12 protein-coding genes are annotated in these 13029 nt (G+C 62.5%); 10 read left to right on the top strand and 2 right to left on the bottom strand.

The window, feature by feature from the left end:
* Nucleotides 1-52: 52 nt before the first annotated feature.
* The 5 genes from BACI9J_RS15215 to BACI9J_RS15235 are packed head-to-tail and all read left to right on the top strand — an operon-like array spanning nucleotide 53 to nucleotide 5674.
* A complete protein-coding gene (locus BACI9J_RS15215; protein ID WP_159735117.1) occupies nucleotides 53-1240 on the top strand; it encodes a 5-(carboxyamino)imidazole ribonucleotide synthase in 1188 nt (395 codons plus the stop codon).
* Nucleotides 1237-1800, top strand: coding sequence for a 5-(carboxyamino)imidazole ribonucleotide mutase (gene purE / locus BACI9J_RS15220; protein ID WP_159735118.1), 564 nt, complete (start codon nucleotides 1237-1239; stop codon nucleotides 1798-1800). Before BACI9J_RS15215 ends, purE begins: the two co-directional genes overlap by 4 nt.
* A gap of 14 nt (nucleotides 1801-1814) precedes the next feature.
* On the top strand, nucleotides 1815-3437 hold the full coding sequence (locus BACI9J_RS15225; protein ID WP_159735119.1) for an LCP family glycopolymer transferase: 1623 nt from the start codon (nucleotides 1815-1817) through the stop codon (nucleotides 3435-3437).
* A gap of 47 nt (nucleotides 3438-3484) precedes the next feature.
* Nucleotides 3485-4735 carry a mannose-6-phosphate isomerase, class I gene (manA, locus tag BACI9J_RS15230; RefSeq protein ID WP_159735120.1) on the top strand — a complete coding sequence of 417 codons (1251 nt, stop codon included), beginning with the start codon at nucleotides 3485-3487 and terminating at the stop codon, nucleotides 4733-4735.
* A gap of 3 nt (nucleotides 4736-4738) precedes the next feature.
* On the top strand, nucleotides 4739-5674 hold the full coding sequence (locus BACI9J_RS15235) for a lipid II:glycine glycyltransferase FemX (RefSeq protein ID WP_159735121.1): 936 nt from the start codon (nucleotides 4739-4741) through the stop codon (nucleotides 5672-5674).
* 168 nt (nucleotides 5675-5842) lie between these two features.
* On the opposite strand, the gene glpX is transcribed toward BACI9J_RS15235, so the two are convergent.
* On the bottom strand, nucleotides 5843-6865 hold the full coding sequence (gene glpX / locus BACI9J_RS15240; protein ID WP_201296589.1) for a class II fructose-bisphosphatase: 1023 nt from the start codon (nucleotides 6863-6865) through the stop codon (nucleotides 5843-5845).
* A 200-nt stretch (nucleotides 6866-7065) separates the two neighbouring features.
* Here glpX and BACI9J_RS15245 point away from each other — a divergent pair, with 200 nt between their 5' ends.
* The 5 genes from BACI9J_RS15245 to BACI9J_RS15265 all read left to right on the top strand — a co-directional run bounded on the left by BACI9J_RS15245 (nucleotide 7066) and on the right by BACI9J_RS15265 (nucleotide 12525).
* Nucleotides 7066-7767 carry a DUF4245 domain-containing protein gene (locus tag BACI9J_RS15245; protein WP_236558708.1) on the top strand — a complete coding sequence of 234 codons (702 nt, stop codon included), beginning with the start codon at nucleotides 7066-7068 and terminating at the stop codon, nucleotides 7765-7767.
* An 83-nt stretch (nucleotides 7768-7850) separates the two neighbouring features.
* On the top strand, nucleotides 7851-8465 hold the full coding sequence (locus BACI9J_RS15250) for a carbonic anhydrase (protein WP_159735124.1): 615 nt from the start codon (nucleotides 7851-7853) through the stop codon (nucleotides 8463-8465).
* Nucleotides 8466-8552: 87 nt separating this feature from the next.
* On the top strand, nucleotides 8553-9980 hold the full coding sequence (locus tag BACI9J_RS15255; RefSeq protein WP_141283037.1) for a class II fumarate hydratase: 1428 nt from the start codon (nucleotides 8553-8555) through the stop codon (nucleotides 9978-9980).
* A 185-nt stretch (nucleotides 9981-10165) separates the two neighbouring features.
* A complete protein-coding gene (locus tag BACI9J_RS15260; RefSeq protein ID WP_159735125.1) occupies nucleotides 10166-10852 on the top strand; it encodes a TetR/AcrR family transcriptional regulator in 687 nt (228 codons plus the stop codon).
* The gene (locus BACI9J_RS15265) at nucleotides 10849-12525 is read left to right on the top strand and encodes an MDR family MFS transporter (protein WP_159735126.1); all 1677 of its coding nucleotides are present in this window, start codon (nucleotides 10849-10851) and stop codon (nucleotides 12523-12525) included. The genes BACI9J_RS15260 and BACI9J_RS15265 overlap by 4 nt, the downstream gene beginning before the upstream one ends.
* Nucleotides 12526-12527: 2 nt before the next feature.
* Here the strand turns inward: BACI9J_RS15265 and BACI9J_RS15270 are convergent, their stop codons facing one another.
* The gene (locus tag BACI9J_RS15270; protein ID WP_159735127.1) at nucleotides 12528-13004 is read right to left on the bottom strand and encodes an NUDIX hydrolase; all 477 of its coding nucleotides are present in this window, start codon (nucleotides 13002-13004) and stop codon (nucleotides 12528-12530) included.
* Nucleotides 13005-13029 lie beyond the last annotated feature (25 nt).

Below are 13029 nucleotides of genomic sequence, written 5' to 3' on the forward strand. Positions count from 1 at the left end.
CCCGGGGGCGGCAGAATCAGTGATCCCGCCGCGGTTCGGTAGGCTGAACCTTGTGACTTTTCCAGTAATTGGCGTTGTTGGCGGCGGCCAACTCGCACGAATGATGGCTCCGCCCGCTACCGCCCTGGGCTTCGAACTCCGTGTTTTGGCCGAGGGTGAGGACGTTTCTGCCGTGGCTGCAGTAGCCACGGCGCCCATTGGCGACTACAAGGACCTGGACGCTCTTCTTGAGTTCTCCAAGGGCCTGGACGTCATGACCTTCGATCACGAACACGTCCCCACGCAGCACCTGCAGGCCCTGCTGGACGCCGGTGTCAACGTCCAGCCCGGCCCTGATGCGTTGGTGAACGCCCAGGACAAGCTGGTGATGCGTGCTGCCATTGACCGTCTTGGTCTGCCCAACCCGGAGTGGTCAGCGGTGAATACCGTTGAAGACCTGGTGTCCTTCGGCGAGCAGATCGGCTGGCCCGTTGTTCTCAAGACGCCCCGCGGCGGCTATGACGGCAAGGGCGTGAGGATTATTGACTCAGCGGATGAGGCCCGGGAGACAGCCGACTGGTTCCAGGCCATGAGCCCGCTGCTTGCCGAAGCCAAGGTTGATTTCAGTCGCGAACTCTCAGCCCTTGTTGCCCGCAGTCCCAGCGGCGAATCCCGTGCCTGGCCTGTGGTGCACACCATCCAGGTGGATGGGGTTTGCGATGAAGTAATCGCACCCGCCCAGAACATTTCCGTTGAAGTGGCTGCTGCTGCTGAAGAGGCGGCTCTCCGCATTGCCAACGAGCTCGGCGTCACCGGGGTCATGGCTGCAGAACTCTTCGAAACCCCGGGAGTTGGTGTGGGCTTCCTTATCAATGAGCTCGCCATGCGCCCGCACAACACTGGTCACTGGACGCAGGACGGGTCCATCACCAGCCAGTTTGAGCAACACCTGCGGGCTGTGCTTGACCTTCCGTTGGGCGCTACCGACGCCCTGGCACCTGTGGTGGTCATGAAGAACTTCCTGGGCGGCGAGAACCAGGACCTCTTCAAAGCCTTCCCCATGGCGTTGGCCTACGAACCCGCTGCAAAGGTGCACTCCTACGGCAAGTCCGTCCGCCCTGGCCGCAAGATCGGCCACGTAAACCTGGTTGGCAGCTCGGTTTCCGACGTCGACTCCGTCCGCCAGCGCGCTACTGCGGTAGCCAACATCATCCGTGACGGCCGCAAACCGGAACAGACCACTCTTGAGGAGACTGCATGACTTCGGAAAGAACAGCCCCGATTGTTGGGCTCGTGATGGGTTCGGATTCGGACTGGACCGTCATGGAAGCCGCCGCGGACGCCCTGGCCGAATTCGGCATTCCCTTCGAGGCGGACGTGGTCTCGGCCCACCGCATGCCCACCGAAATGATCCGTTACGGACAGACGGCCCACGAGCGCGGCCTGCGCGTCATCATCGCGGGCGCCGGCGGGGCAGCCCACCTCCCCGGCATGTTGGCTTCAGTGACGCCCCTTCCAGTGATCGGTGTCCCGGTTCCCCTCAAAACCCTGGACGGCATGGATTCCCTGCTGTCCATAGTGCAGATGCCTGCCGGCGTTCCCGTGGCCACGGTGTCCATTGCGGGCGCCCGCAACGCAGGACTCCTCGCGGTGCGCATGCTGGCCTCCGGAACGGACGAACTCGCGGCCAAGCTCCGCGCAGACCTCCTTACCTTTGCCCAGGAGCTCAATGACGTCGCCTCCAAGAAGGGCGAAAACCTGCGCCGCAAAGTAGAAGAGGTCTTCTCCCCCGCCAACGCTTCCGCCCGGAGCTCCCGCTAGGAAGGCAGCGGTTGATGACCATGCACAAGACCCCCGCTCAGCCCGGTTCCGCCCTGACTGATCCCGTCCGCTACCCCTCCGGAGCCAGTGCCCCGGTGCGGACCAAACGCGCCTTTGTGCTGGTCCTCCTCACTCTCTTTGTCCCCGGCAGTGCCCAAATTGTTGCCGGAGAACGGAGGCTTGGCCGGATTGCCTTGCGCGTGACCATCACTGTGTGGGCTCTGGCCCTCCTCACGCTGTTCATAGCCTTGGTGAATCGAAGCGTGCTGCTTAGCCTTGCCACCCATCCCGTGGGCTCGTTGTTCATCATTGTGATCCTGGTGGCGTTGGCCTTGGGCTGGGCTTTCCTGTTCCTCAATACCCTGCGGATCATCAGGCCCGCGCTGCTGGCGCCGGGAATGCGGCCCATCATCGCTGTGGTCCTGGCCGTGAGCACCGTCATCGCCAGCGGATCCCTGGGATACCTTGCCTACGTTCTGAACGTCAGCCGGAATGCGATCGGCAGTATTTTTGATGCCGGCCCCGCCATTGATCCCGTGGACGGGCGGTACAACTTCCTCATGATGGGCGGCGACGCCGGAGATGACAGGACCGGCCGCCGTCCGGACAGCCTCTCCGTCATCAGCGTCGACGCCAAAACGGGTGAGAGCGCCATTATCTCCGTCCCCCGGAACCTGCAGAATGCGCAGTTCAGCGAGGGCTCGCCCATGCGCAAGATCTATCCGGATGGCTACAACTGCGGCGATGAATGCCTCATCAATGCCGTCAACACCGAGGTCACCAACAACTACCAGGATCTCTATCCCGGTGTTGCCGATCCCGGCGCCCAGGCCACGCTCGAAGCCGTGTCCGGCACGTTGGGCATCACCGTCCAGGCATATGTGTTGGTGGACATGGACGGCTTCGCAAAACTCATTGACGCCATGGGCGGAATCCGCATCAAGGCGGGCGGCTGGGTACCCATCAGTGGTCCGGTCACCGACGAAGCAAACGGTATTCACGGCATGCCCGACGGTTGGATCGCAGCCGGTGATCAGCACCTGAACGGCTTCCAGGCGCTGTGGTACGGGCGTTCCCGCGAGTTCGTGGATGACTACGCCCGCATTGCCCGCCAGCAGTGCGTTCAGCAGGCCATGCTCAAGCAGTTGGACCCCGCAACCCTCCTCACCAAGTTCGAGGACATCGCCAACGCGGGCACCAAAGTGGTTGACTCCAATATTTCCTCCAACCAGCTGGGCAGCTTCGTGGACCTGGCTTTGAAGTCCAAGAACCAGCCGGTCAAGCGCCTCACCATCGGCCCCCCGGACTTTGATGCATCCTTCTCCACGGTGCCCGACTTCGACATGATCCATTCCAAGGTCCAGGAAGTCTTGGCGTCGTCCAACACGCCCAAGGCGAGTGACGCCGTCGTATCCTATGACGGTGCCGCTGCCGGTACCATCACTGCGGCCGGTCCGCTGGCGGGGTCCGTACCTGCGGGCCAGTTGCCGTCGCCGTCCGCGGACTTTACACCGGTGACCACTACGCCTGACGGTACCCCCATCACCATTGAGTTGCTGAACGGCCTCAAGGCCCAAGGCGATGAGCAGGGCATCCGGGATTTGGTGGCCACCAACGGACAGTGCGCACCGCTGTAAGCCGCCTTCCGCCTCCACGTTCGACGCGACGATAAGGACTTTCTTTCGTGTATCAGATTGAGAATGTTTTGCGACCCTATGCGTGGGGTTCGACGACGGCGATCTCCGGGTTGCTGGGCCGGCCGGCATCGGGTGGTCCTGAAGCCGAGATGTGGATCGGAGCCCACCCGGATTCCCCCTCCACAGCCGTCCATCCCAATGGGGTTACCCAGCCACTGGATGCATTGATCGCCTCGGATCCCCTGCGTTGCCTGGGCTCGGAGAGTATTGCCGAGTTCGGACCCCGGCTGCCGTTCCTGACCAAACTCCTGGCGGCTGCCCAGCCCCTATCTCTTCAGGTGCACCCAAGCCTGGAGCAGGCCAGGGAAGGGTTCGCCCGCGAGAATGCCGCCGGCATCCCCGCCGACGCAGCGGAACGCAATTACCGCGACGATAACCACAAACCGGAGATGATTTTTGCCCTGACTCCGTTCAAGGCGCTGTGTGGCTTCCGTCCTCCCGCCGCGTCCAAGGCGGTCTTTGAGCACCTGGTCCGCGTCCTTGACTCCGCTGCCGTCACTGTTCCGTCCGTTATCACCAACGTCATTTCGGACCTTGAGGCCCCCGACGAGGCTGCTTCCTTGAAAGCAGCCTTCAGCCGCCTGATTGAGGGCGGCAGCCAGGTTTCGGATGCGATCAGCGAAGTAGTGGCTGTATTCTCCGCCGGCGCGCCCTTGGAACCGCACCGTGAGGTGCTTGCGGCAATGCTGGACATCAATGAGGCGTTTCCCGGCGATCCCGGTGTCCTCATCTCCCTCCTCCTGAACCACCTGTCCCTGGAGCCGGGCGATGTGGTGTACCTGCCTGCAGGAAACATCCACGCCTACCTCCATGGATTGGGTGTGGAGGTCATGGCGTCCTCGGACAATGTTCTCCGCGGGGGGCTCACCCCCAAATACGTGGACGTGCCGGAATTGTTGAAGACTGTCCGCTTCGAAGCTCTGGGCGTACCCCGCGTCGAAGCGAGCGGAACAGAATTCGGACAGGAGCTGTACTGCCCGCCGTTCAAGGAATTCCAGCTCCAGCGCATTGAGCTTGGCCCCGGAACAGAGCCGGTGCCCTTGGCGCAGACCGGGCCGGCCGTCGTCGTGGTGGTTTCCGGAGCCGTGTTGCTCGACTCGCCCAAGAGTGACCTTCGGCTTGAGCGCGGCGCAGCGGCATTCATCCCGGACATCGAAGCACCCGTCAACGTCCACCCTGTGCAGGGCGCCACGGATGTCAGTGTTGCCTTCGCAGTGACCACTGGCCTGGGAAACTGATCCATGGAGTTTTTCCTGCAAACTCCCGCGTGGGCGGCTGTCCAGCGTTCCTTGGGGCGCCGCGTCCACGAGCAGTCCGGACCCGGTTGGAGCTTCCTTGCCATTGAGGAAAAGAACCCTGCCGGCAAGGTCATTTACGCTCCGTACGGCCCGGTGGCCGCGTCGGTGGAGGCTTTCGACGCCGCCACAGCGGCTTTGGTAGCCCTGGCCAGGAACGAGAAAGCGGTCTTCGTACGGATGGAGCCCGCTGCCGCTGGATTTACAGCGTCCGACGCCGATGCCCTCCTTCGCGCCCGCGGCTTGAGGCCGGCGCCGGTCAACCAGCAGCCTGAGCTCAGCTGGATCGTGGATCTTGAGGGCGACTTCAAGGATGTTTTGGCTGGCATGAAACCCACCAACAGGAACCTTTACCGGAACATCCACAAGAAGGGTGTGACGTTCCGCGCTTCCCAGGATCCGGCCGACATCAAGGTTCTCCTGCATTTCCTCCACTTGACGGCTGCCCGGAACGGCTTCAAGCCGCAGAGCGATGAGTACCTCACGCAAGTGGCCGCTTCCCTGCTCCCCAATGGCGCCGGCAGGCTCTTCATCGCGGAACTTGAGGGCGAACCGATCGCAGCTGCCTTCGCCTATGATTCCGCTGACACCCGCGTGTATGCCCACGCTGCCTTGGACGATGCCCATCGCAAGCTCAGTGCCGGCATCCCCCTGCTGGTGACCCTGATGGCCGACGCCAAGGAGAAGGGCCTCAAGCACGTGGACCTCTGGGGCGTAGCGCCCGAAGACCAGCCGGACCATAAGTGGGCGGGCTTCACGGCCTTCAAAAAGTCATTCGGCGGACGGGAAGTCACCTACCCCGGCACCTGGGACCTCCCGGTCAACAAACTCCGCTACGGTGCCTACCAGCTGGCCAGAAAACTCCGAGACAAACTCCGCTAAACCCACCCCACCACCCAAACAGCGCGCAACCGCAACCCGCAAGCGAACGCATCCGGACAGCGAAAAGCGCCCTGTCGCGTCAGCGGCATCAAATCGACGAGGTACGAGGAGATAGCCGCAGAGCGATAGGGCGCTTTTCGCGTCAGAGACGCGACAGCAGGGGGGGGGTTACGGCTTGCGCGCGTACGTCTCCCACTTGGATGCGTGGTGCTCAGCTTCCACGAAGCGGACGGTCCCGGACTTGGAGCGCATCACGATGGACTGCGTCATGACGCGGTCCTTCTGGTAGCGCACGCCGTGGAGGAGGTCGCCGTCGGTGATGCCGGTTGCTGCGAAGTAGCAGTTGTCCGAGGTGACGAGGTCGTTGGTGGACAGGACGCGGTCGAGGTCGTGTCCGGCGTCGATCGCCTTCTGCTTCTCGTCGTCCGACGTCGGCCACAGGCGGCCTTGGATGACACCGCCCAGCGACTTGATGGCACAGGCTGCAACGATGCCTTCGGGGGTGCCGCCGATGCCCATGAGGGCGTCGACGCCGGTGCCTGAGCGTGCTGCTGCGATGGCGCCGGCTACGTCGCCGTCCATGATGAACTTGGTGCGGGCACCGGCTTCGCGGATTTCTTCCACGAGGGGGCGGTGGCGGTCGCGGTCCAGGATCATGACGTTGAGCTGGTTGACCTTCACGCCCTTGGCCTTGGCGATGAGGTGCAGGTTCTGCTTGACCGGCAGGCGCAGGTCAACCATGTCGGCGGCTTCGGGGCCGGTGACGAGCTTCTCCATGTAGAACACGGCGGAGGGGTCGAACATGGATCCGCGCTCAGCAACTGCCAGCACCGCGAGGGCGTTGTTGATGCCGAGGGCGGTCAGCCGCGTTCCGTCGATGGGGTCGACGGCGACGTCACACTCGGGACCGGTTCCGTCGCCAACCTGCTCACCGTTGAACAGCATGGGGGCTTCATCTTTTTCGCCTTCACCGATGACCACAACGCCGTTGAAGTGGACTGTGTGAAGGAATGAACGCATGGCATCTACGGCGGCGCCGTCTGCCTTGTTCTTGTCACCGAAACCTACCCAGTGGCCACCGGCAATTGCCGCGGCCTCGGTGACGCGGACGAGTTCAAGCGCAAGGTTGCGGTCTGGTTCGTCGATGCCGACGGCGAGCGACGGCGAAATCGTGGAATACTGCTGGGTCATTGGTGCAGGAGACACTTGAACCTCTTCTTCGAGTGACGATTCACGGGACCGGACATGGTTGCGCGGGGCAACCCGGGGTTCCTCTATCAACGATCATAGTCGCCACGTGGTCCGGGAGTCGTTGGATGACCACGGCCCCCGATCTCTGTGGTGAGGTTGTCCGATGTGTGTTCCCTGCCGGGATAAGGGATCATGGTGGGGTGAGTGAAACGCAGGACAGGCCCGCAGCAGAGAACACCCCTGATGCTGCGGCAACCAATCAAAACGATGCCCAGGCCGCCCCGGATGCCCCCTTTAAACCCGTCATTGCGGCGAAAGCTGCCAAGCGGGCCAACGCTTCGGTCATCGGCATGGTTATTGCGTTGCTGGTTTGTGTCCTGGCTTTCCTCCCCATCGTTTTGATGAACCCGGCGCCCAAGGGCGAGGGTTTCCGGCCTGATGTGGACGTCGCAACCATTGCCCGCAACGCCACAGGTGTGGCGGGATTCACACCGGTCACCCCGGATACGGGCGACACATTCAAGCCCAATTACGCGCGCTGGGAGTCCGGCTCGGGAAGCGGTGTGCCTACGTGGGAGATCGGTTTCCTGACTCCCAAGGAGAACTTCATTGGTCTTACGCAGACCAACCAGGCGAACCCCACGTGGGTTTTGCAGCAGACTGAGAACCTTCCTGTCACCGGCACCCGCAGTGCGGGCGGGCAGGAATGGGAGCTCAGGGACTCCGGCAAGGAAAAGCGCAGCATGGTCCTGGAGTACCGCGGCACCACCATCGTTCTCAGCGGCACCGCAAAGCTGGAGGAGTTCGCAACCTTGGCCGCCGCCGTCGTGAAGTCTGCCGAGCAGGCGCCCCCTGCAAGTGTTCCGGCCACCGCGACTTCTTCCGCGCAGCCCTCCGCCTGACTGCCGGCACCGCGGCCGGACATCAGGGGTAATCCGCGCAACAGTTTCACGGACTGCGGTCCGTGCGTCGTAAAGTAAGGCTCGTGCCTACTTACCTGACTCCAGCCCTGGCGTGGCGCCGTCTCCGCGAGGGCAACGAACGCTTTGTTTCCGGCGAATCCCTGCACCCCAACCAGGATGCTTCGCGACGCTCTTCACTGATTGAGAACCAGAACCCGTTCGCCGTGATCTTCGGCTGCTCGGATTCACGGCTCGCTGCAGAGATCATCTTTGACCTGGGGCTTGGTGACGCCTTCGTGGTGCGCACGGCCGGCCAGGTTATTGACGATGCAGTGCTGGGTTCCCTTGAGTACAGCATCAGCGAACTCCGGGTTCCTTTGATCGTCATCCTCGGCCATGACAGCTGTGGTGCCGTGAAGGCCACCAAAGCCGCTGTGGAAACCGGCGAGATGCCTCCGGGGTTCATCCGCGACCTCGTGGAGCGGATCACGCCGTCGGTCCTGACGGCCCGCCGCAACAACCAGGACGACGTCAATGACATGGTGGTGGAGCACGTCAAGCAGACGGCAGCCCGTCTTGCCGACAGCTCGCGTGTGATTTCCGACGCCATCGACGACGGTCGCGCTGCCGTGATCGGCTTGTCCTACAAGCTCGATGAAGGCCGTGCAGCCCTCGTTTCCGGGATCGGCAAGCTCTAGGTGGCCGTGCTCCGGCAGTGATGCCGGAGCACGTAGCACTCTCCTCCGGGTTTTCTGTGAGGCGTCCGATCGCCATAAGCTAGCCCCATGACTTCCACCACTGAGTTCCGTATTGAACATGACACGATGGGCGAAGTTCGCGTCCCCGTGAACGCCCTGTACCGCGCCCAGACGCAGCGTGCTGTGGAGAACTTCCCGATCTCCGGCAAGACGCTTGAGCGCACACACATTGAGGCCCTGGCCCGCGTGAAGAAGGCAGCTGCACTGGCGAATGCCGAACTGGGGGTGCTCGATGGTGAGCTCGCCGAGGCCATCGCCGCCGCTGCCGATGAGGTTGCCACCGGCAAGTACGACGGCGACTTCCCGATTGACGTCTTCCAGACCGGCTCGGGCACATCCTCCAACATGAACACCAACGAGGTCATCGCCGAACTCGCATCGCGCGCCCTCGCGGCCGCCGGGAGTGACAAGGTTGTCCACCCGAACGATCACGTGAACGCCTCGCAGTCCTCCAACGACGTCTTCCCGACATCCGTGCACGTTGCCGCCACGTCGGCCCTGATCAACGACCTCATCCCGGCGCTGGAGTACCTGGCAGCTTCCTTGGACCGCAAAGCCGTGGAGTTCAAGGACGTCGTCAAGTCCGGCCGCACCCACCTCATGGATGCCACGCCGGTCATGCTCGGCCAGGAGTTCGGCGGTTACGCCGCACAGGTCCGCTATGGCATTGAGCGCATCAACGCCGCACTCCCCCGCGTTGCCGAAGTTCCCCTGGGCGGCACCGCTGTGGGCACCGGCATCAACACCCCGGCCGGCTTCCCGGAGCGCGTGATCGAGCTCCTGGCCGCCGATACCGGCTTGCCGCTGACCGAGGCCCGCGACCACTTCGAAGCCCAGGCCAACCGGGACGGCCTGATCGAGGGTTCCAGCCAGCTCCGCAACATCGCGATCTCCTTCATGAAGATCAACAACGACCTCCGCTGGATGGGCTCCGGCCCCAACACCGGCCTTGGCGAAATTGCCATTCCGGACCTCCAGCCGGGCTCCTCCATCATGCCGGGCAAGGTCAACCCGGTCATCTGCGAAGCTTCCATCATGGTCTGCGCCCAGGTCATCGGCAACGACACCGCCATCGCATGGTCCGGCACCAACGGTGCGTTCGAGCTCAACGTGGGCATCCCCGTCATGGCTGCCAACCTGCTGGAGTCCATCCGATTGCTGGCCAACACCAGCCGCGTCATGGCCGACAAGATGATCGACGGCATCACCGCCAACGTGGAGCGCGCCCGCTTCCTTGCCGAGGCTTCTCCGTCGATCGTTACCCCGCTGAACAAGTACATCGGGTACGAGAATGCAGCAAAGATCGCAAAGATCGCCGTCAAGGAAGGCCTCACCATCCGCCAGGCCACCGAGAAGCTCGGCTTCGTCGGTGAAGGCGAAGGCAAGGTCACCGAGGCACAGCTGGACAAGGCCCTGGACGTCACCACCATGACGGCCCCGGCCCACAAGGCCTGACTTCAGGTCTAAAACTCAAGAGCACGACGACGGCCGGTACCTTTCCCACGAAAGGTACCGGCCGTCGTCGTACCCGGAGTTTTTGTACAGCAGATGCCCCGAAGACCCCTCCTGAAGGTCATGAGCTGTACAAGAACTCCCGCATCTTTTTGCACTTTGCTTTGAAGAGTGCAAAACTTTACTTTGTGAGCAATAGTGCAAATACTGATGGCGGCCTCCGCGAGCGCAAGCGGGCTGCCACGCGGACGGCCATTACCGCCGTCGCGCGTTCCATGACCGCGGCGCGTGGCTTAAGCGGTTTCACGGTTGAGGAGGTCTGCGAAGGGGCGGGGATTTCGCGCCGGACCTTCTTCAATTACTTCCACTCCAAGGAAGACGCCGTCATAGGGTCCTTTTCGGATGAGTTACCTGAAGATGCCTTGACGGCCTTCAACCTGAACCCAATGCGCACCCCGGACAGCATCTCCGGAACTCTTCTGGCAGCCCTGCATGTGCTCACCGTGACCCTGATGGAGCGCTCGTCCATCAGCCGCACGGAAGTCCAGCAGTTCATTGCTGCGATCACAGCCGAACCTCAACTCCTGGCACGGCTCACCCTTGAGGGGGAAGCCCGCGAGCGAGAATTTGCCGCGCTGGTGGCCGCACGCGAAGGCCTGGAACCGGATCACCCCGAAGTGATGACGGCAACCGCGTTGTTCGGGGCCGTCTCGAAGAAGACGGCACAGCAATTCTTCTCAGAGGACAACGTGCGCCCGTACCGCGGCATCCTCGAACAGAACCTCAACGCCGCACGGAAACTCTTCGCCCAGCCATTGGCCACGAGCCAACAGCTGGGTCCTAACCCCCTTGAAACCTCGAAGGACCCCGCATGAGTACACTTTCAAAAGCAGCTGAACCGTTGCTGCTGACCCAGAAACGAATCTGGATCATCTTCTCGGCCCTGATCGCAGGCATGCTCCTGTCCAGCCTCGATCAGACCATCGTCTCCACCGCCATGCCCACCATCGTGGGCAAACTGGGCGGCGTGGAACACCAAGCGTGGATCACCACGGCATATCTCCTTGCCACTACCATCGTGATGCCCATTTACGGGAAGTTCGGTGACATCCTGGGCCGCCGCAACCTGTTCCTTGTGGCAATCGCCCTGTTCACGCTCGCATCCGTGGGTTGCGCGTTCGCCACAGACTTCTGGGGCTTCGTGATTTTCCGGGCCATCCAGGGCCTCGGCGGTGGCGGCCTCATGATCCTGTCGCAGGCGATCATCGCTGACATTGTTCCGGCCAAGGAGCGCGGCAAGTATATGGGTCCCTTGGGCGCCATCTTCGGCCTTTCCGCGGTGGCCGGGCCTCTGCTGGGTGGGTTCTTCGTAGACCACCTCACCTGGGAATGGGCTTTCTACATCAACATCCCCATTGGTATCGCCGCATTCATCACCGCCTGGTTCACCCTGACGCTGCCTAACAAGAAGGCAGAGAAGAAGATCGACATCCTTGGTGTCCTTTTCCTCTCCGCGGCCACCACATGCCTGATCTTCTTCACCGACTTCGGCGGCAAGAAGGACGAGGGCTGGGACTCACCCCTTACCTGGACGTTTGGCGCCGGCATGGTCCTGGCCGCTTTTGCCTTCGTGATGGTTGAGCGTCGCGCCGAAGACCCCATCATTCCGCTGAGCCTGTTCAAGAACCCCATCTTCATCAACGCCACGGCGATCGGCTTCACGCTGGGCCTGGGTATGTTCGCTGCCATTGCTTTCGTACCCACGTTCCTGCAGATGTCTTCCGGGACGTCCGCCGCGGAATCGGGCCTGCTGATGCTGCCCATGATGGTTGGCCTGATGGGCACGTCCATCTACTCCGGTATCCGTATTTCCAAGACCGGCAAGTACAAGATGTACCCCATCCTGGGTGCAGCGCTCACCATCGCTGCCATGCTGTGGCTGACCACTCTCACGGCGGCAACCCCTATCTGGGTCATCTGCGTCCAGCTCTTCCTCTTTGGCGCAGGCCTGGGCCTGATCATGCAGGTCATCGTGCTGGTAGTGCAGAACTCCGTTCCCGCAGACCAGATCGGTACGGCGACCAGTACCAACAACTACTTCCGCGAAGTAGGTGCCTCGCTGGGTGTCGCCGTCTTTGGAGCAATCTTCACCAACCGCTTGGCCGAATCACTCACCGAGGCCTTCACTGGTGCCGGCGCTTCGGCCGAGCAGGCTTCGCAGTCCACCAGCACCCTGGATCCCCAGGCCCTGGCGCAGATGCCGGAACAGTTGCGCGATGCAATCGTGAACGCCTATGCCAACTCCCTGGCCCCCGTCTTCTGGTACCTGGTTCCGCTCATCGCCATAGCCCTGATCCTGGCTCTTACGCTGAAGCAGATCCCGCTCTCCGATACCGCCGGCATGGTGGCACGCGGCGAGGCTGTGGGCGGCGAGGAAGCCGACAGGCTTGAGGCCGAGCGCCTTGAAACTGCTCGCCTGGAAGCGGCCCTCGCAGCTTCCGGTGATGGTGAAAAGGACCGTCCAACGGCGGACGCGGGGCGTCAGTAGCGTTAGTCCTCCACTTGGTACGCCACGGGGCCTTCGGGCTCCGTGGCGAGCCTGATGGCTTCCAGGTTTCCGGCACTCATGTCCGGAAGGTCGTCCAGCGCGAACCACCCGACGTCCAGTGATTCGTCATCGTTCACCCGCGCCTCTCCGGAGATGTATCGGCAGCGGAACGTAATGTCCAGGAAGTCGCACACGTCGCCATTGGGGAACGTCACAGGGCCCACAACTCCGACGCCGATGATGCGCTCGGTCTCGGCCACCACCGCTGTTTCCTCAAAAATCTCGCGCACTAATCCAGGTGCCGGGTGCTCCCCCGGCTCAAGCATCCCTGTGATGAGGGTCCAGTGACCGTTATCGGCACGCTGGCCCAACAGCACTCTGCCTTCGTCATCAAACACCACTCCCCGCACGGCCGGCAGCCAAAGGGGGTCGTTGCCGATCTTTTCCCGCAGTTTGAGCACGAATTCGGGTGCACCCATGATGTCAGCTTTCCTTCACTTCGAT

The sequence above is a fragment of the Arthrobacter sp. 9V genome, assembly GCF_902506065.1.
Classification (GTDB): Bacteria; Actinomycetota; Actinomycetes; order Actinomycetales; family Micrococcaceae; genus Arthrobacter.